This is a genomic window from Exiguobacterium sp. s166 (assembly GCF_018618855.1).
Taxonomy (GTDB): domain Bacteria; phylum Bacillota; class Bacilli; order Exiguobacteriales; family Exiguobacteriaceae; genus Exiguobacterium_A.
The window spans coordinates 1-17,101 of the sequence record NZ_JACSMU010000006.1; the positions used below are offsets into that span (position 1 = coordinate 1).

The following is a 17,101-nucleotide window of genomic DNA, read 5'->3' on the forward strand; positions in this document are numbered from 1 at the left end:
CCGGCTGCATATTGTTGGAATGTTTTATAGACGTCGGCTTCATGGGCACGGAGGACTTCTTCCGCTGCTGCCTTCGGCAGTTTACCTTCTGTTGCTGTATCAAGGAAGCTCGAGAGATCCTGGACGAACTCTTCTGTTTCCACTTTTGACGCGTTGATGCCGTCCTGGTCGTCCGCTTTCACGGCTTTGACGAGATCCGTTGTGTATTTGTTGTGATCAACGAAGATTTTTTCGAATTGTTTTGCGCCTTCGTCGCCGTAGACAGAAGCAATCGCCGGTGTCATGTCGAGTGCGTTCTGTTTAAGTGCTGCTTCATAATACTTCGCATCTTTTGATCCGTCATATTGTTTTTTCATGTCCATGACGGCAAGCACAAAGTGCTCAGAGAGTAACTGATCGAGTGTCGCACGGAGGTCAGCGGCTTTTGTTTTGACCGTGACGTTCTTCGCGCTCTCCTCATGTTTCATGTCGTCTCCGCCACCGGAAGCGAATGCTGCCGTTCCGGGTAATACGAGTGCTGCTGCCATTGCTGTTGCTGCGAATTTTTTCGTGTTTTTCATCTTGTCTCATCCTCTCAAATTTGGGTGTTGTTTTTGTATATTTGGTAGTTGTTGTCTGCATCGTTCTGAACAGCATACGCGCCCGGATTGGAATTGGATTTAAAAAAGATTAAAAAATATGAAAAAAATTCAAAATCATTTAACTAACTTGCAAAGAAACTAAGTGTTTTCCTATTATATGTACGAAATCATTGTGTGGAATTTAACGAATCAACTACTTAATTAACACGCAGAGATATCACCGGATTGGCAAAAAATCGCCATAGTGTCAGCGGTCTGGGAATTGTGTAACCGCTTATACTTAATGAGCGTTCACAAGCTGGACATATTTTTCGCGGATGTACGGCAAACTGAAATCACTGAAGGAGTGGGGAGAGAAAAGAAAACGTAGAATAAGACAGCAGACTCATGACAACACGTGTGCCATCATAACTCATCCTACATACTGTCATGAGAACATCTACTTAACGGAGAAGCGGGGATTAAACATGAATCAACTCGAGACGAGGGGAACAGAACAAAAAACGGAAAACCGTTCCGCGTCATCATTTTACCGGACGGTTTGGCGCTGGCATTTTTATGCCGGACTGATTTTTGCACCATTTCTCGTCATGCTTGCCGTGACGGGATCGATTTACTTATTCAAACCACAAATCGAGAATGTTTTATATCAGAAGTATTATGAAGTGACACCGCAAGAAAACCGGATTTCAGCGACGGCACAAATCAATGCTGTCAAAGCAAACTATCCGGACGCAAGTATTACGAAGTACCGTCCCGGAGAAACCGATGCGCGGTCGAGTGAAGTGAAGATTGCGACGGCAGAGGCCTCGTCGACGGTCTTCATCAATCCGTATACAGGGAAAATCATCGGTGAACTGGCGGATGATGACCGGATCATGAATAAAATCGAAGAAATCCACGGCGAACTGATGGCCGGGACGATTGGGGATCGGATTGTCGAACTTGTTGCCTGTTGGGCGATTGTCTTAATCGTAACGGGGCTATTTTTGTGGTTCCCGCGTAAAAAATCAACAGGGTGGTCCGGTGTCTTGATTCCACGACTGCGCCAAGGGAAAAAAATCTTCCGGCGTGATTTGCATGCTGTACCGGCATTTTGGATTACAGCCGGGATGTTATTCCTGATTTTGACGGGATTGCCGTGGTCCGGTTTTTGGGGGACGAGTTTTCAATCTGTCGCTACAAACCAAGGGCTTGGTTATCCGCCATCCATTTGGGGAGGCGAGGCACCGGTGTCAGCTGTTCAAACAAAAGATGTCGCAGAAGTCCCATGGGCAGCCGAAACACTCGACGTGCCGAAATCAAACGTCGAAGGGCTTTTACCGGCGTCGATTGACGATATCGTGTCGATTGCGAAACAAAAAGGTATGGATCCAAGTTATGCCATCAGTATTCCAAGTGATCCGACAGGCGTCTATACGCTGTCGGCGTATCCTGCGAAAGCAGAAAAGGAAGCCACAATCCACCTTGATCAATATTCCGGAGCCGTCTTGGCAGATTATCGTTTTGATAACTATGGTCTTGTCGGTAAAGCGGTTGCGCTCGGGATTACTTTGCACAAAGGAACGGAATTTGGTCTGATCAATCAATTGATCAGTTTAGCGATTTGTCTCGGAATCATCCTCGTCGCGGTCAGCGGATTCTATTTATGGTTGAAACGGAAACCGGGCAAAGGGATGGGCGCACCAAAAGGACCGCCGGCGAAATCAATCAAGTGGTTTATTCTCGTTTTGATTGCGCTTGGCATACTGTTCCCGCTGGTCGGTCTGTCGTTAATCGTTGTCTGGCTGGCCGATTTCTTCATCATCCGACGGATTCCGGCTGTAAGGAGGTTTTTGAATGCGTAAGTCAATCAAAGGCATTTTACTAAGTGGACTGATTGTGACAAGTAGCGGTCTTGCAGGGTGTGCGGTCACATCGGACGCGGCCCAGCAATACGCTGTTGCCATCCCTTTATCGGTAAAATTTGAAATGCCGAAAGTACTGAAAGCCGATCAGGAGAAACAGTACCGATTCGGAGCGACACTTTGGCAGAATCAAAAAGCAGTTAAAGAAGCGGAGTATGTCCATTTTGAAATCTGGAAAGCAGATGGAACACTTCAGTACAGTATGGAACCGGCAGATGAAACGAAACCGGGAGTTTATTCGATTGAGAAGAAATTGCCAAAGGAAGGTCTGTATTACATCAAGGTTCATGCCAGCAGTAACGGTGCGATGATTATGCCGACACAACAATTCATTGTCGGTCAACTGTCCGCCAACGATTTAAAAATCTTACAGGGCGGTGCCAAACCTGCCGGTGGAAGCAGTGGGCATCATCATTAAAAAATAAGACAGCAAAACAGGACGATGGATAAAAATCCGTCGTCCTGTTTTCATGTGCAATGGATTAAATTAATCATCATCTCCATGAGGTCCGTGGTCATCCCCTTGATCGTCTGAATCATCCGACTCGTCGTCATCTCCAGAATCATCTGATTGTCCATCATCATCCGAGGATTCATCTTCTGATTCCATTTCGTGTCCATTCATGAATTTGACTTCGACTTGAAGACTTTTGATGGGCGTCTGAAGCTGTAAGGCTTGAGTGACCTGTACTAAAAGTTCTTCTTTTGTCATCGAGGCAGTAAGCGTTAACCGTTCGCGTAAAGTGGCACTATCTTTGATGCCGATTTCATCCTTGACGCGTAATTCGTTCCGGCGATGTTCACTGCTGTAGCGCCATTCGAATTTTTGTTTGTTCGTATCAGTCAACTTGATCATTATTCGTTTGATTTCCTGACTGTTTTGGATGCCGTCCTGATCTGCATCTTCCTGACCATCGCGAACACCGTCATGATCACTGTCGGCATGCGTCGGATCTGATCCCAGTTCGAATTCGTCCTCGTTATTCAGTTGATCTTTGTCTCGATCTTCTTCCCCGTCCTTTAGACCATCCCGATCAGAATCAGCTTGGATCGGTTGTGTGCCGACAATAAATTCTTCTTTCGTCGTCAGGCTGTCAGCATCTTGATCTTCTGCCGCATCGGAAATCCCGTCTTGATCCGTATCTTTTTTCAAGGGATTAAGCTTGGCAAGATACTCCTGTTGATTCGTCACGCGATCACGGTCCGCATCTTCTTGCCCGTCAGCCAGCCGGTCATCGTCTGTGTCTTTTTTGGTCGGATTCAACTGCAATTGATACTCTTGGAGATTGGTCAGCCGATCACGGTCACGATCAGCCGTCGCTACGGTTTTTCCATACCCTAAATGATGCTTACGCTGCCAGGAATCCGGAATCTTGTTTTGATCCCGATCGACTTGAGTCACTGCCTTTTTCTTTGGTTTTGTCTTGGCGTCGACCGATACGACCGACTGGGAGAGACAGACGGAGGCGAGTAACGCTCCAATGATGATTCGTTTCATACGTTCACTCCTGTTCCTGATGAAAAATAGTTTAAAAAGCGATCTTAAGAAGAGTTTAATCAAATTGTTCTAACATAAGGACGCACTTTCGAAAAACGAGTCAGTAAAAAACAAAATAGTTAAAGAGAGGAGCTGTCAAAACGCCTTACATTTTTCCGGGAAAAATATTTTAAATAAAAAATGTAAAAAAATAAAACTATTTGTGAACTGCTTACGTTATCTATGTGTAGTTCAAAAAAACAAAGGGGTGTTCATAAGATGAAGATGAAAAAGTCGTATCTCGCCGTCCCACTCAGTGCCGCATTATTGATTCCAGCAGCAGGCGTCAGTGCCCATGGTCATGAAGATCATAGCAAGATGTCCCACAGCTCGGGCAAAGTATCGCTAGATGTCTCGTCTCCCGCATCGGATTTGCGAGCGACGCTCGATCAACTTTTATCTGAACATGCGTATTTAGCAGTCGTCACCATGCAAAAAGGCATTGACGGCAAAAAAGATTTTGATCAAGCAGCCGCTGCGTTAAATCAAAATACAGATGATTTATCGGCAGCAGTCGGATCCGTCTACGGAGATGAAGCCGGCGAAGCGTTCAAAAAGATTTGGTCAAGTCATATCGGCTATTTCGTGGATTACGTGAAAGCAACAGGCGCCAAAGATGAGGATGCTAAACAAAAAGCATTAAAAGAACTGGATGAGTACCGCGTTGAACAGGCCGCTTTCCTTGATAAAGCAACAGAAGGACGCTTAAAAGCAGCAGATTTGGAAGCCGGATTAAAAGTCCACATTACGCAATTGTTGACCTCATTCGACAGTTACGTCGCCGGTGATTATGACGCCGCCTACAGCAACATGCGAAAAGCGATCGAGCATATGTACATGGTCGGAGAAGGATTATCGGGCGCCATCGTTACGCAGTATCCGGATAAATTCAAAAATACAAAAGTCGATACACCGGCTGCTGACCTCCGTGCCGGACTGAACCGGAACTTCTCGGAACATGCGGCACTCGCCGTCCTCGCGATGCAAAAAGGAATCGACGGTGCGAAGGACTTTGATGCGGCAGCAGGTGCATTAAATGAAAATACAGAAGATTTATCAGCTTCAATCGGCTCGGTCTATGGCAGTGAAGCCGCCCAACAATTCAAGAAAATCTGGTCGAGTCACATCGGCTACTTTGTAGATTACGTGAAAGCGACAGGTGCGAAAGATGATCAGGCACGTGACATGGCCGTAAAAGAACTGGATGAATACCGTGTCGAACAAGCTGCTTTCCTTGATGCCGCTACAGAAGGGCGTTTGAAATCAAAAGACTTGGAAGAAGGACTGAAGGTCCACATCGATCAATTGTTACTGGCCTTTAACAGCTACAATGAAAAAGACTACGACAAAACGTACCCGGCGATCCGTGAAGCCTACGGTCACATGTACGGTGTCGGTGAAGGAACAGCGACGGCAATCGTCGATCAGTTCCCGGATAAATTTAAAGGCGCACCGGCCGGTATGCCGAACACCGGTCTTGGTGGAACGGCTGAATCACAATCATCCACATCAAACGGCATCCTTTGGTCATTACTTGGAATCGCAGCCGCTTCGATCCTCGGATTCTTCGGACTTCGTGGACGTCGCTCACAACAATAATCGGACAACCGAACCCGCTGGAAACAGCGGGTCTTTTTCTACACATTTTACGCTTGAAGGAGGAGTTTACGATGAAGGTCAAATGGCTTGTACTGTTTATTCTGGTCTTATCCGTCGTTCAGCCGTTTTCGGTCTCGGCTCACACGAGTCTAAAGAATTCAAATCCTGCAGAAGGCGAAGTCATCAAAGGGGACTTAACGAAAATTCGTTTGAATTTCGATACGGCGATCGAGAAAACCAGTACGGTCGAACTGAAAACAGTTCAAGGTGACGTAGTTTTACTTGAGAAGCCCCTGATCATCGGCAATGAATGGAGTGCGGTCGTTCAACAAAAACTTGAGAACGGAACATATCTCATCCGCTGGAAATTGATTTCGGAAGACGGACATCCGGTCGAAGGCACGATTCGTTTCAACGTAAAAGCAGCCGTTGCGTCAAGCGATGCTACTGAAGGTCAAGATGCGGAAGCGGCAAAAGTGGAACCGCAACAAGCAAGCATCGTTCCGACCGAATCGGCCGAAACCGTCGAACCGGGATTGTTCCCGACCTTCTTACCCTGGATTGTGGCAGTCCTTGTACTCGCAATCGTCATCACGTTCTTCCTGCTCCGTCGTCAAAAACGATCATGAGTGGCATCATCAGTGAACTGCTCATTTATATCGGCGGGGCACTTTGGGCAGGGCGGCTGCTGCTTCTGTTTGTGGCGGAAGATAAGAAACCGACAATCGGTCAATTAGACGGTCTTGCGTGTGCCGCTCTCGTCAGCATCGTAGTCGGTTCGGTCCTTCCGTTGTGGCGTGTAGTTTCTTATTTTCAGCAGGAAATGGACTTATCATTCCGTGAAGCATTACGGGCGAGTCTGTTTGATGTCCGGATCGGTACGTATTTTTTACTCGTCTACTTTACGGCATTGTGTGCCGCAATTCTGATTCTGACGGCACGGATTCGTCCGGCGATCCGCTGGTTCCTGCTTCTGCTGACGATTCCGCTATTCCTCGGAATCGCAGGGACGAGTCATGCAGCTGCCAAACAGGGTCTATACGGATTGTTGCTACAGGGCGGTCATTTTAGTTTAATGGCATTTTGGACGGGTATCGTGGTCGTCATCGGTTGGTGTGCCCGGGATTCCAAACACTGGTTATCGTTTTTGCGCTGGTTCAGTCCGTTCGCCCAACTGACATTTTTTGGTGTCATCGTGACCGGATTTTTCCTGATGCGTCAAAGCGTTCCGTTAAGCGAGTACCGCAATGCCTGGAACGTCCCGTATGGCCAGGCCTTGCTGTGGAAACACCTGTTGTTAATTCCTTTGCTTGGTTATGCATTCATTAACGGGACACTCGTCAAACGGTGGTTACAGAAGGAACCGGCCTTTGATCCGCGGCGTGGTCTGCGTTTTGAGAGTCTGATTCTCGGTTGTATCTTTTTTGCGACAGCGACCCTGAGTAATCTGGAACCGCCGGATCTGAACACTCTTGGAGCAGTCAAGCCGATTCTTTGGTCGAACATCGTTCTTCTCTTAACAGGTGATGGAAGTATCGGACTGTTGCTGTTGGCCTATCAGAAACGCCTGCCGTTCCTGCTCGGCAGTCTGTTCAGTCTTCTTGGCGTCAGTCTCATCTATATCGGATTGTTATATACGCTTTAGCACAGTCACCTTCGGAATCCGGAAATGGTGGCTTTGTTGCGTCCGGAGAAGTGACAGAGCGATCATTTTAAAAATTAAAAGATAGTTTTTCTGAAGAAAATATCCATGCCTGATTTTCGGCGACATGCAGGAGTGGAAACTCGGTATACTGAGGAAAAGAAGGGGAGGGACACGTGATGAATACCTTACCGGAAACGGATTATTATGAAGCGCTCGTCCGTCGTGATGCCTCGTACGAGGGGACATTTTTTGTCGGGGTCAAGACGACGGGAATTTTTTGCCGGCCGACTTGTCCGGCACGGAAACCGAAGCAACAGAACTGCGAATTTTTTGAGACGGCGAAAGAGGCATTACTCGCCTCGTACCGGCCGTGTTTACGCTGTAAACCGCTCGCTTACCCGGGGGACAGTGACGTCATCACCCGGCTGATTGCAGCCGTCGAAGCCAATCCTGAGAAACGGTTCAAAGATGCCGACTTCCGGGAACTGGGACTTGATGCCTCGACCGCCCGGCGGCAGTTTAAGAAACGGTTCGGGATGACGTTCGTTGAATATGCCCGTTCCCGCCGGATGGGACTGGCGATGAAGGAAATCCGCAAAGGACAACCGGTCATCGAAGCCCAGTTGGCGAGTGGTTATGAATCAAGCAGCGGCTTCCGCGATGCCTTTGCCCGTATTCTAGGGGCAACTCCTAAACGGTGGAGCGGAGCATATCTGCAGGCAAAATGGCTCGACACGCCGCTCGGACCGATGCTGGCGATTGCCGACGAACAAGGACTGCACTTACTCGAGTTTGTCGATCGTCGCGGACTCGAACGTGAAGTGGAACGATTGCGACTGGCAGCCCGTGCTGTAATCGTTCCCGGTGAAGCGCCAATCTTCGAGCAGGTAACAGTTCAACTGGAAGCATATTTTGCCGGCGAACGTGACCGGTTCGACCTTCCGCTTGTTTTGTACGGGACGCCGTTTCAGAGACAGGTCTGGGAACAGTTGCAACAGATTCCTACGGGTGAGACGATTTCCTATCAGGAACTTGCCGTCCGCGTCGGAAATCCGGCTGCTGTCCGTGCTGTCGCCCGGGCAAACGGCGCCAATCAACTGGCGATTTTGATTCCCTGTCACCGGGTGATTCGTCTGACCGGAGATCTCGGTGGATATGCCGGCGGCTTGGCACGAAAAGCGGCCTTATTAAAATTAGAACGGACGAAGAGAGGATTGAATCACGTATGAGTTTGATTAAAGATGTGTTTACGGATGACTGGCTGAATCGATTGGGGAAAGCGGTGCAGGCACCGGACTTTAAAGACGTCGTTCAACAAGGGGACTGGGAGGAGCTGGCGTTTAAACAACGGGTCCGCCGGATTGCGACTGAGCTTAACCGTTATTTACCGGCTGACTTTGAGCAGGCGGCGACGCACCTCGAAACGATTGCCCTGGAGTTTCCGGGGTTGCCGGGCATCGTTTTTCCGGACTATATCGAAGTCTATGCGCCGGGTGACGCCTGGGACCGGGCAATGTTAGCACTGGAACGGTTGACCCGGCACTCGACATCGGAATTCGCTGTCCGCCGTTTTCTGCTGGCGGATCAAAAACGATTTTTAGAGGTCGCGACGCAATGGAGTCAATCGAATGACGAGCACATCCGGCGCTTGGCGTCAGAAGGAACCCGTCCGCGTTTACCGTGGGGGCAGATGATTCCATCGCTGATTGCGGATCCTCGACCGGTCTTGCCGATTCTCGATGCACTGCTCGAAGACGATGCGTTATATGTCCGGAAAAGTGTTGCCAATCACTTGAATGATATCGCGAAGACTCATCCGGAACTCGTCATTGAACGATTGGAGCGGCTTGGAACGCATCCGCATACGGACTGGATTTTACGCCACGCGTCACGAACTCTGTTGAAACAAGGCCACCGGGATGTCTTAAAAGCCTTTGGACTCGTTACGCGGGGAACTGTGACGGTCGACGAACTGACGGTCACACCGACACTGGCAATTGGCGGAGAACTGGCTTTTTCCTTTCACGTGACGACGACCGAACCGCAAGTGCTGCGGATTGAATATGTGATCGACTACGTCAAAAAACGGGGGACGAGTCAAAAAGTCTTCCGGATCAGCGAACGGCAGGTGACGGGACGGGAGACGTTTGCGAAACGGCAGTCGTTCCGGAACTTGACGACGCGCGTTCATTATCCGGGAACACATCAATTAACGATTTTAATTAACGGAGAAGCCTATGCGACGACGGAGTTTGATGTCACGAAGGAGGAAACAACATGAACGGTCGCCATCCGGACTTTACGACATCCCGGTTATCGATTACAGCTACGGATACTGCCGACGGATGTATCTGGGTACTGAAGAAAAGAGAGAACGAACAGGTTGCTCTGATTCAATTAACCGGTCAGCAACTCAGTTACGACGCAATTGATCCGACCGATCGAGCCGGATACATCGAAGAAGCATTGACGGTCATCCTTTCGTATCTGGCGCGGACGCTGTTGTTGCCGTTCGTGACCGGACGGGATGGAGAAGCGGAGGTATGGCTCCAAAATGAATTTTATGCGGACGGACCGGTTTTTCGGCGTGACTTGACGCATTAAACGATAAAAAAGAATCGTCTCATCAAAAAACGCGCTTCTGATGAGACGATTTTTTGTATTCAGATTAAGGTTCTGAAATCCCGTTTGCGAGTAACAGCAAAAAGGTGATGACGGATAACGACAGTAAAAAGGCAATGTTCGCTAAGATGCTAAACCATTTGACGTAGCTGTTCTCCGATCGAAGCCCAAGCACCAGTGAAACGATGTATCCGATTCCGACCAGGAGGTTGAGTCCGATCGGTACCCACAGGCTGAGATTCGGGAAAAACCGTCCACTCAGCAGGTAGGAAGTCAGAATATTGAACAGAAGCAAACCAAGCGTCAAGAAAACCGGCAAATACGTCTGCTTGGACTGGGTCATTGTTCGACCAAACGTGTCGACCAGTTGAAGTGTCGGCAAATGGCGTCGGCACTATCGGCGGCTGATCGTCCCTCGGTATCGAGCCTTAAGTAATTCGGATACGGCAACTCTCCCGGGAGTGAGTGCGTCCGGTATTGTTCAGCTGTTTCGAGCAAGTTCGCTTCCGACGCGGCAATATCCCGTTTCGTAAACTTATGTAGTAAGCGGTTTTCCGTCTGATTCCGGGCAAGACGGGTCGACAGGGCAGCTTCAAGTTCAATGATGAAGACCTCGGCACCGGCTTCTTCAAACAGTTGAACGGTCTTTTCGATGAATTCGATACCTCCGCCTTCGACGCCGAACAGGCACAAAAATGTAAAGATCACCCCTTCGAGATCACTGACGGCCATCTCTTTAAACATCTCCCGCCGGATCAAGTCCTTCAGCTTATGGTGCGCCGGCTTCGTAAAGTCAAAGTACGGATGCAACAGGTCAATCGTCTGATGGTTATGGAATAATTTCATGCTCGTTTTTTGTTCGAGTTCCTGACCAATCGTCATCTTGCCGACGGCTTGCGGACCAAGTAACATCACAAACTTCATCCCTGACACCTCTTCCTTTTTTTGTTAATACTAGCACAGAAATCCGGAGTGTTCCTATTAGAACGTTTGTTCGTAAAATGATATAATGGCAATAGGAAATGTTGCTGTTTTTTCGACCGAATGGAGGTCATTGATTATATGGAACACTGGAAGATGGTAGACGGTTATGAAGGGATGTATCAAGTTTCAACAGCGGGGAATGTCCGCTCGCTCGACCGGATCATCGAGACGAGTCGTGGTGTTAAACAACGGCGACATGGCGTTGTCTTGCGACCGCGGATCAATCAGGAAGGCTACCGGAAAGTGACGTTGTACAAACAAGGACGGGGAGAACGGTTTTATGTTGCCGAGCTTGTCGCCAAGGCGTTTCTCGATTCCGAGGCCGTGCACGACCGGATTATCCGGGCGGACGGTGATCGTCTAAACGATCAGATCGATAATCTGACCGTCAAACCGTCTGTGAGTCAAGCGTATGCGTCGCTCCTCGACGAGTTCGACTTGTTATTGACGCAACATATCGAATTGTCGCCGCGGCAGATTCGGGACATTCGCTACCGCTATCAAGCAGGACAGTCGATTCGCCGGTTAGCGATGGCGTATCAGATGACGGAAAACCGGATCCGTAACATCATCGATAAGAAGGAAGCCCAGTATATTAGTTAAACAAAAAACAGACCCTGTGCTTTTGGCACGGGGTCTGTTCGTCTTTACTGGGACGGACCGACAATCGTCCTGTTAAGAGACTCAATTTGTTCACCGATGATGTGACCGTGCTGTTTCAGTTCCTGTTGCCGGGTAATGTTGGCCTGAATATTTGCTTCGAGTGATTGGCTGTAGTGGGTCAGCTCAAGCAGAATCGTTTCAATCAGTTGGAAGTGTTGCCGAATCTGCGGCTGTACCGAATAGACGAGCGTACGGTCCGTCTCGACCTGGACGAGCGCGGCTTCAATCTGTTGGGCATGATCAAGGACGGAAGCAATCCGTCGGGTGCTCTGTTCAAGCTGTTCGTGTGTCGTCTCGATTTGGGTCGTCATCTGGACAACATCTTGTTCGATCTGCCCGATGCTGGCCGTCAAATCCCGGTTCGCCTGGTTGATGTGATCGATACTTCGTTTGATGTCGAGCGCAAGTGACTCGACTTCCTTGGCGACGATGACGAAACCGCGCCCTTCTTCGCCTGCTCGTGTTGCTTCAATCAAGGCATTCAGCGATAAGCGGCGTGTCGCTTCCGCCACCTGTTGGATGTAGCGGATCGAGGCATGCATTTGTTGATTGCGTTCGGTCGCTTCTTCCAGTGACTGTGACGTGTTGACAGACAGGGTCCGTAATAACGTTGTATCCTGTTGCAATGAGTCGAGGATTCGATGACTCGTCGTCGCTTCGTCATTAAAGGAGCTGACCCGTTGATGGCTCGTTTGGATCGACTCGTCCATCGTCGCGAGTGCTTCAATCGAGGTCGTCAACAGTTGCCCGGATTCCGTGATGATTTGTTCCATCTGCGTCGACTGGTCCGTCAACGACGTCGCCACTTGATGGACGTCAACGATAGATTCATCAATCGATGCGAGTTGGGACGAAAAACCGGGTTGAGTTGCCTCCAGTCGTTCGCTCGCAATTGCGATTTCTTGCGTCAAGTTCCCGACTTGCTGCATCAGTTGGTTGTATTGAAACGTCAATTGCTGTAATTCAAACGTCGTCGTTTTGATGCTGATCGGCTGATAGGTCCGCCGTGCATATGCCTCTTCAATCTTTAAGGACAAGACCGACAGCGGAGCCAGTTGTTTTTTGATTCGGGCACGAATCAACAGACTGACAAAAGAGAGGACGACAATTCCGAGAAGTCCGAGCTTCAAGGCCAGTGCCTTGGCAGGTGCGACCAACCGTTCCTGATCGACCGATAAGAATAGGACATCATTTACTTCCGGAATCGACATGGCGAGAACGAACCGGTCGTTGCTCGTAAACGTCGTCACCCGTGTTTGCTTCAATTGTTGCGTCACGTCTTTTTTTTGTTGTGCCGTCAACGCCAACGGTTGGATAGCTACGTTTTTAGTTGCGAGCGACTGAATGGCCGCATCGTACTCGTCCCGTGCCATATCGGCGAGCTGTTGATTTTTTAATCGTTTGATGGCGCGTGTCCGTTCCTGTTCATCTTCCGGATACGCCAAGTAGATGGAGCGGATATTGGCATCAAGCATTGTCATTTCGCGTTCAAGCCGTTCGCTGACGGACTTCGTCGATGCGCGGTAGAGTTCTTCAACGCTTAAAGCACTGATCAGTAACAGTCCCGCCGCGACGATCGGGATCAGCCAGTTGTTTAATTGTTGGGCCAAGAGTCTTTTTTTCTGTGTAGGTTGCTTCATTTGTTTTATCGCCTCCATGCTTCCTATCGGAAAGGAATGAGGCATAATTTATGAAGGCAACGTAGCATTCTTGTAAAGGTTCAGCGCACAAAAAAGGACATCCGAGGATGTCCACTGTCAGCTGGCATGCGGCAGGTAAGTCGAGACGAAACTGGTCGTCATCTGCAGGAGCTGTTGTGTTTCTTCTTTTGGTTCTGACGTGACATAAATAATCAGGGCAGCGGCGACGGCGACAAAAATGATAATGACAAGAATGACGAAGAACGGCATCTTGCTTTTCTTTTTTTCCTCTTTCATATCCATGATGCGATTACCCCCTTATGAAGTAGAAACGGTCTCTTTGAAGTGATTCCCTGATGAAAAAAATGGAAACCTGTTAAGCTACTTGAAACAGGTAAGAAACAGTCCGATAAAGAACTATAACGTATAAGGAATTTGTTTTACGTAAGGAGCGTACAGCATGTTGAGTCAGTTTAATCAGTTTCTGTTAAATTTTTCGTTATTGATCACCTCACTGTTATTTGCCTTTTTACCATTACGCCATGTCAAACGAATTTCACCGGCTTCACCGGTCAAGCTTCGTATTTTGGTCGGATTCATTGCCGGATTTATCAGTGTATTGCTTGTCCTCAACAGCATTACGTATGATGGCGCCAAAATTGATTTACGGCTTGTCGCGCTTGTCACGGCGTTTTATTACGGGGGGTGGGTCAGTGGCGGCATTACGACGCTCGCGATTATTGGCGCCCGGTTTGCCGTTACGCCGCCGGGGGCTTACGAAGGGTTGCTCCTGACCGGTTTAATTTGTATCGCTTTACTTATCACGGCAAGCATTTACCGTCGATTTGCGTCGCATACACTCAAAGATTATTTAGTCTTGATCGGTATTGGGATTGGCTACAGTTTACCTGCTCTTTATCTATTAACGGAGACGTTTAACCGGTTTCTTGAAATCGCCTTGGTCTACATCATTTTCATGTTATTGGGCGGCTACGTGACGTATCGTTTCCTGCAGGAACTACGGAAACATTTCCAGTTCGTTCAGATGCAACAGGAACTTGCTTTGACGGATGGCCTGACAAATCTTTCCAACCGGCGGAAACTGGATGAGACACTGTCTCACTATGACAAACATGGATTTGCGTTTTCCGTTCTGATTGTCGACATCGACTTTTTTAAATCGGTGAACGATACGTACGGACATGACGGGGGTGACGTCGTCTTGCGTCAACTGAGTCATCTGTTGCAACACTGTAGTCCCGACGAAGCCGTTGTGGGACGTTACGGCGGCGAAGAGTTTGTTGTCCTGTTACCGGACACACCGCTTAAAGAAGCCGTTCGGCTTGGCGAAACAATCCGTTTGGCCTGTGCCGATCAGCATTTTGTCTTCAGTACGTATCCGGCGTTTCATGTCACGTTATCGATTGGTGCAGCATCGTCGGATCAGGCGGACACATCGTTTGAAGTCGTTCAAAAAGCCGATCAGGCATTGTATCAAGCGAAACAGACGGGACGGAATAAGGTCGTCGCGCATAGCGAAGAAAACTAAACAAACAGGCGGGCTCCTCGGAGTCCGCCTGTTTGTGCTGAGCTAAGAATTATTCACCGACCATGCCGTCATGGTCATTGTCCCGCATGTACGGATAGAGCCAATGGTCATCTGTAATCGGCATAGCGAAACCGGCGTCCTTCGCCTCTTGGATTGTAACTTGTCCGTTGCCGTCGGTGTCGACGGTTGAGACGTCACCCGTTGTGTCGGAAGCTGGTTCCGGATCGGCAGGGGCTTGTGTCGGTTCTTCTTTGTCTTCAGTCAGACCGAGTTCGGCATTGACTTCATCTGGATTGACGTTGTCGAAGTCGTCGACGATTTTATTTCCTCGTAGCGTATACGTATAGTGATAATGCGACGGGATTTGTGTCGTCGTATCGGGATACGTAATGGTCGCTTCGAAGTCCGTTACGTCACCGGCTTTGCGGATATTGTTTTCCATATAGGCCTGATCCCCGTGCCGGTTGAGGGTACTGTCCTGCGGCGTGATGTTATAGGCGTTCGAGACTCCGCCAAGCGAATCGGCAATGACATGACCTTCATCAAGCTGCGGGCTCTCGACACCCGGAACCTTCGCTTCGTCCGAATAATAGCGACCGGATGACGTCGTTTCCTCGGTATCATTTTGTAAAATGATTTTTTTCGCAATCACTTTAACGAGTTGGGCATGTTCGTTCGTAAAGGCCCAATATTTCCGGTCCCCGAATCCGATATTGACGACAGCATTCGGTTCCCGGTCACCGGACAGGTCGCCCCCGTCGACGTTCAGTTTTGTATAGCCGGAAAAAACGGAGTTCTTCGAAGACTTGGCTGTTGCCTCAGCAGTGACTGTTTCAGTTTTCGCCGGTTTTTTCGTAACGGGTTTCTCAGACGTTTGGTCTGATTTGACCGATTTGGTTTCTGTTTCTGCCTGCTTCGGTGAATCCTTCTGAATGGTTGATTGTTCGGTCTTCGGTTCTTGCGAAGCTGTTTCTTCACCGGCACATCCCGTTAAGAGAAGGGTAGCCAGTGGTAACGCAAAGTAAGTAAAGGATAGTTTCATAGGTAGACTCCTTAAATGACATGACATACTTGTTCATTTTAGGAATCTTTTATCCTGAATACAAGCTGATTTTAAATATCTAACTAGATGATATAGATAGTGTCAGGTAATTTATCAAAAATAGTCTTTCAAGAGACGGTTATTTTACAACAAAAAAACACGCCACTCAAAAGTGACGTGTCCGAGCCGGTGACTCGAATTAAAATCGCGCAGTTCTATAGGAATAACTGTTTTTAAGAGGAAATCAATTGCGGGAAAATCTGATACCGTTCAAAATCAGCGAGGATATTGGGTGCAATCTGTTGGCGCAGTGTCGATTCATCTGCCCAGATGTAGGCGTCGTGCTCGTCGGACAATTCGACGGTCCGGGTCGTAGCGGTGCAGAAGTAGACCAGCAAAATGACTTGGCGGTCCGGATGTGTCATGAGACTCGAAGCATACGCAATTCGATCGACGGTGATCATTAACCCTGTCTCTTCCTGGATTTCCCGAATCAGGCTGTCTTCCGGCAGCTCACCGAAATCGATTTTTCCCCCCGGACATTCCCACGTTCCGCCACCGGAGTCGGCAGCGGCGCGTTGAACAATTAAACTGTGAGTGCCGTATTGAACGATTCCTTTGACGGCAGTTACGATGGTCGGCATGACATCTCTTCCTTTCTTTGCAGGAGGACGGGTGAAGGTCCTTCCTGTTGGACCAGTTGATTGTTCTTCAGATGAATCCCGGCTCGTTCCGGTAAGCCGTAACCGAAGGCGCTGTTTGTTGAACGGAACGCTTGCCGTAAGTTTGCCTCTTCCTGCCACGCGTCGTAATGGACGGAAACTACAGCATACGTAAGCAGTCCGAGCCCGTTCAAGACAAGTGCGTTGCCGTCCCGTTGATCAATCGCAGGAATCCGGCATTCGTCCGGTGTCAGTAAGGCACCAGCGGAAAATCCGGCAACCGGAATACCCTGTTGATAGCGTTCCTGAATGAGGGTGCCGATTGGCGTGTCGACGATGAACTGTTGGTAACGCTCCGTTTCACCGCCCGAGATGACGATACCGGCACTTGCTGCAAGCTGGGCAAGTTGTTCGTCTGTCGGACTATTCGATAACGGCAGGTGGAAAAAATCTGCCGCACCACATGCTGTTAACGCATCCGTATAAATCCGGGCATAATCTGCCCAGGACGAGCCGGCACGCGGGACATAGAGTAATACAATCGGTCCTGTCCCGTTCAAACATGAGACGAACGTTTTACAGAGTCCGGATGTAAACGGGGGACCGCCGCCAAATAAAAAAAGCTGTTGATTGATCATGAATGCTACCTCCTTGCTAAAATCATTCTTTT

The 17,101-nt window shown here is 48.9% G+C and carries 18 protein-coding genes and 1 pseudogene; 10 read left to right on the forward strand and 9 right to left on the reverse strand.

Annotation, left to right across the window (positions count from 1 at the left end; all coding sequences use genetic code 11):
- A pseudogene (locus KNP93_RS12325) lies at nt 1-560 on the reverse strand (copper amine oxidase); the annotation flags it as partial.
- Nucleotides 561-1,048: 488 nt separating this feature from the next.
- Here KNP93_RS12325 and KNP93_RS12330 point away from each other — a divergent pair.
- On the forward strand, nt 1,049-2,428 hold the full coding sequence (locus KNP93_RS12330; protein WP_214855493.1) for a PepSY-associated TM helix domain-containing protein: 1,380 nt from the start codon (nt 1,049-1,051) through the stop codon (nt 2,426-2,428).
- Nucleotides 2,421-2,906, forward strand: coding sequence for a FixH family protein (locus KNP93_RS12335; protein ID WP_131503303.1), 486 nt, complete (start codon nt 2,421-2,423; stop codon nt 2,904-2,906). Before KNP93_RS12330 ends, KNP93_RS12335 begins: the two co-directional genes overlap by 8 nt.
- A gap of 69 nt (nt 2,907-2,975) precedes the next feature.
- On the opposite strand, the gene KNP93_RS12340 is transcribed toward KNP93_RS12335, so the two are convergent.
- Nucleotides 2,976-3,986: an MSCRAMM family adhesin SdrC gene (locus tag KNP93_RS12340; protein WP_214855494.1), complete on the reverse strand. Its 1,011-nt coding sequence runs from the start codon at nt 3,984-3,986 to the stop codon at nt 2,976-2,978.
- A gap of 258 nt (nt 3,987-4,244) precedes the next feature.
- On the opposite strand from KNP93_RS12340, the gene KNP93_RS12345 reads away from it, so the two are divergent.
- The 6 genes from KNP93_RS12345 (at nt 4,245) to KNP93_RS12370 (ending at nt 9,873) form a co-directional block, all read left to right on the forward strand.
- Complete coding sequence (locus KNP93_RS12345) at nt 4,245-5,624, forward strand: copper amine oxidase (protein WP_214855496.1); 1,380 nt, start codon at nt 4,245-4,247, stop codon at nt 5,622-5,624.
- A gap of 71 nt (nt 5,625-5,695) precedes the next feature.
- A complete protein-coding gene (locus KNP93_RS12350) occupies nt 5,696-6,253 on the forward strand; it encodes a copper resistance CopC family protein (protein ID WP_214855499.1) in 558 nt (185 codons plus the stop codon).
- Nucleotides 6,250-7,269, forward strand: coding sequence for a copper resistance D family protein (locus KNP93_RS12355; protein ID WP_214855502.1), 1,020 nt, complete (start codon nt 6,250-6,252; stop codon nt 7,267-7,269). Before KNP93_RS12350 ends, KNP93_RS12355 begins: the two co-directional genes overlap by 4 nt.
- Before the next feature lie 173 nt (nt 7,270-7,442).
- On the forward strand, nt 7,443-8,498 hold the full coding sequence (locus KNP93_RS12360) for a bifunctional transcriptional activator/DNA repair enzyme AdaA (RefSeq protein WP_370528981.1): 1,056 nt from the start codon (nt 7,443-7,445) through the stop codon (nt 8,496-8,498).
- A complete protein-coding gene (locus KNP93_RS12365; protein WP_131973375.1) occupies nt 8,495-9,550 on the forward strand; it encodes a DNA alkylation repair protein in 1,056 nt (351 codons plus the stop codon). The genes KNP93_RS12360 and KNP93_RS12365 overlap by 4 nt, the downstream gene beginning before the upstream one ends.
- Nucleotides 9,547-9,873, forward strand: coding sequence for a hypothetical protein (locus KNP93_RS12370; protein ID WP_188005043.1), 327 nt, complete (start codon nt 9,547-9,549; stop codon nt 9,871-9,873). The genes KNP93_RS12365 and KNP93_RS12370 overlap by 4 nt, the downstream gene beginning before the upstream one ends.
- Before the next feature lie 64 nt (nt 9,874-9,937).
- On the opposite strand, the gene KNP93_RS12375 is transcribed toward KNP93_RS12370, so the two are convergent.
- Nucleotides 9,938-10,273, reverse strand: a complete 336-nt coding sequence (locus tag KNP93_RS12375) for a hypothetical protein (RefSeq protein ID WP_251138812.1) — start codon at nt 10,271-10,273, stop codon at nt 9,938-9,940.
- Nucleotides 10,231-10,815, reverse strand: coding sequence for a DEAD/DEAH box helicase family protein (locus KNP93_RS12380; protein ID WP_214767194.1), 585 nt, complete (start codon nt 10,813-10,815; stop codon nt 10,231-10,233). Before KNP93_RS12380 ends, KNP93_RS12375 begins: the two co-directional genes overlap by 43 nt.
- A gap of 138 nt (nt 10,816-10,953) precedes the next feature.
- Between KNP93_RS12380 and KNP93_RS12385 the strand changes: the two genes are divergently transcribed.
- Complete coding sequence (locus tag KNP93_RS12385) at nt 10,954-11,478, forward strand: NUMOD4 domain-containing protein (protein WP_214855505.1); 525 nt, start codon at nt 10,954-10,956, stop codon at nt 11,476-11,478.
- A 44-nt stretch (nt 11,479-11,522) separates the two neighbouring features.
- On the opposite strand, the gene KNP93_RS12390 is transcribed toward KNP93_RS12385, so the two are convergent.
- Nucleotides 11,523-13,178: a methyl-accepting chemotaxis protein gene (locus KNP93_RS12390; RefSeq protein ID WP_214855507.1), complete on the reverse strand. Its 1,656-nt coding sequence runs from the start codon at nt 13,176-13,178 to the stop codon at nt 11,523-11,525.
- A gap of 117 nt (nt 13,179-13,295) precedes the next feature.
- Entirely contained in the window at nt 13,296-13,481 is a 186-nt protein-coding gene (locus KNP93_RS12395) for a hypothetical protein (RefSeq protein WP_114596980.1), read from the reverse strand.
- A 157-nt stretch (nt 13,482-13,638) separates the two neighbouring features.
- Here KNP93_RS12395 and KNP93_RS12400 point away from each other — a divergent pair, with 157 nt between their 5' ends.
- The gene (locus tag KNP93_RS12400) at nt 13,639-14,727 is read left to right on the forward strand and encodes a GGDEF domain-containing protein (protein ID WP_214855509.1); all 1,089 of its coding nucleotides are present in this window, start codon (nt 13,639-13,641) and stop codon (nt 14,725-14,727) included.
- Between the two features lie 49 nt (nt 14,728-14,776).
- Here the strand turns inward: KNP93_RS12400 and KNP93_RS12405 are convergent, their stop codons facing one another.
- The 3 genes from KNP93_RS12405 to KNP93_RS12415 form a co-directional block, all read right to left on the reverse strand.
- Complete coding sequence (locus KNP93_RS12405) at nt 14,777-15,769, reverse strand: DNA/RNA non-specific endonuclease (protein WP_214855511.1); 993 nt, start codon at nt 15,767-15,769, stop codon at nt 14,777-14,779.
- Nucleotides 15,770-16,002: 233 nt separating this feature from the next.
- Nucleotides 16,003-16,413: an NUDIX hydrolase gene (locus KNP93_RS12410; protein ID WP_214855513.1), complete on the reverse strand. Its 411-nt coding sequence runs from the start codon at nt 16,411-16,413 to the stop codon at nt 16,003-16,005.
- Nucleotides 16,398-17,069: a Type 1 glutamine amidotransferase-like domain-containing protein gene (locus KNP93_RS12415; RefSeq protein ID WP_214855515.1), complete on the reverse strand. Its 672-nt coding sequence runs from the start codon at nt 17,067-17,069 to the stop codon at nt 16,398-16,400. Before KNP93_RS12415 ends, KNP93_RS12410 begins: the two co-directional genes overlap by 16 nt.
- Nucleotides 17,070-17,101 lie beyond the last annotated feature (32 nt).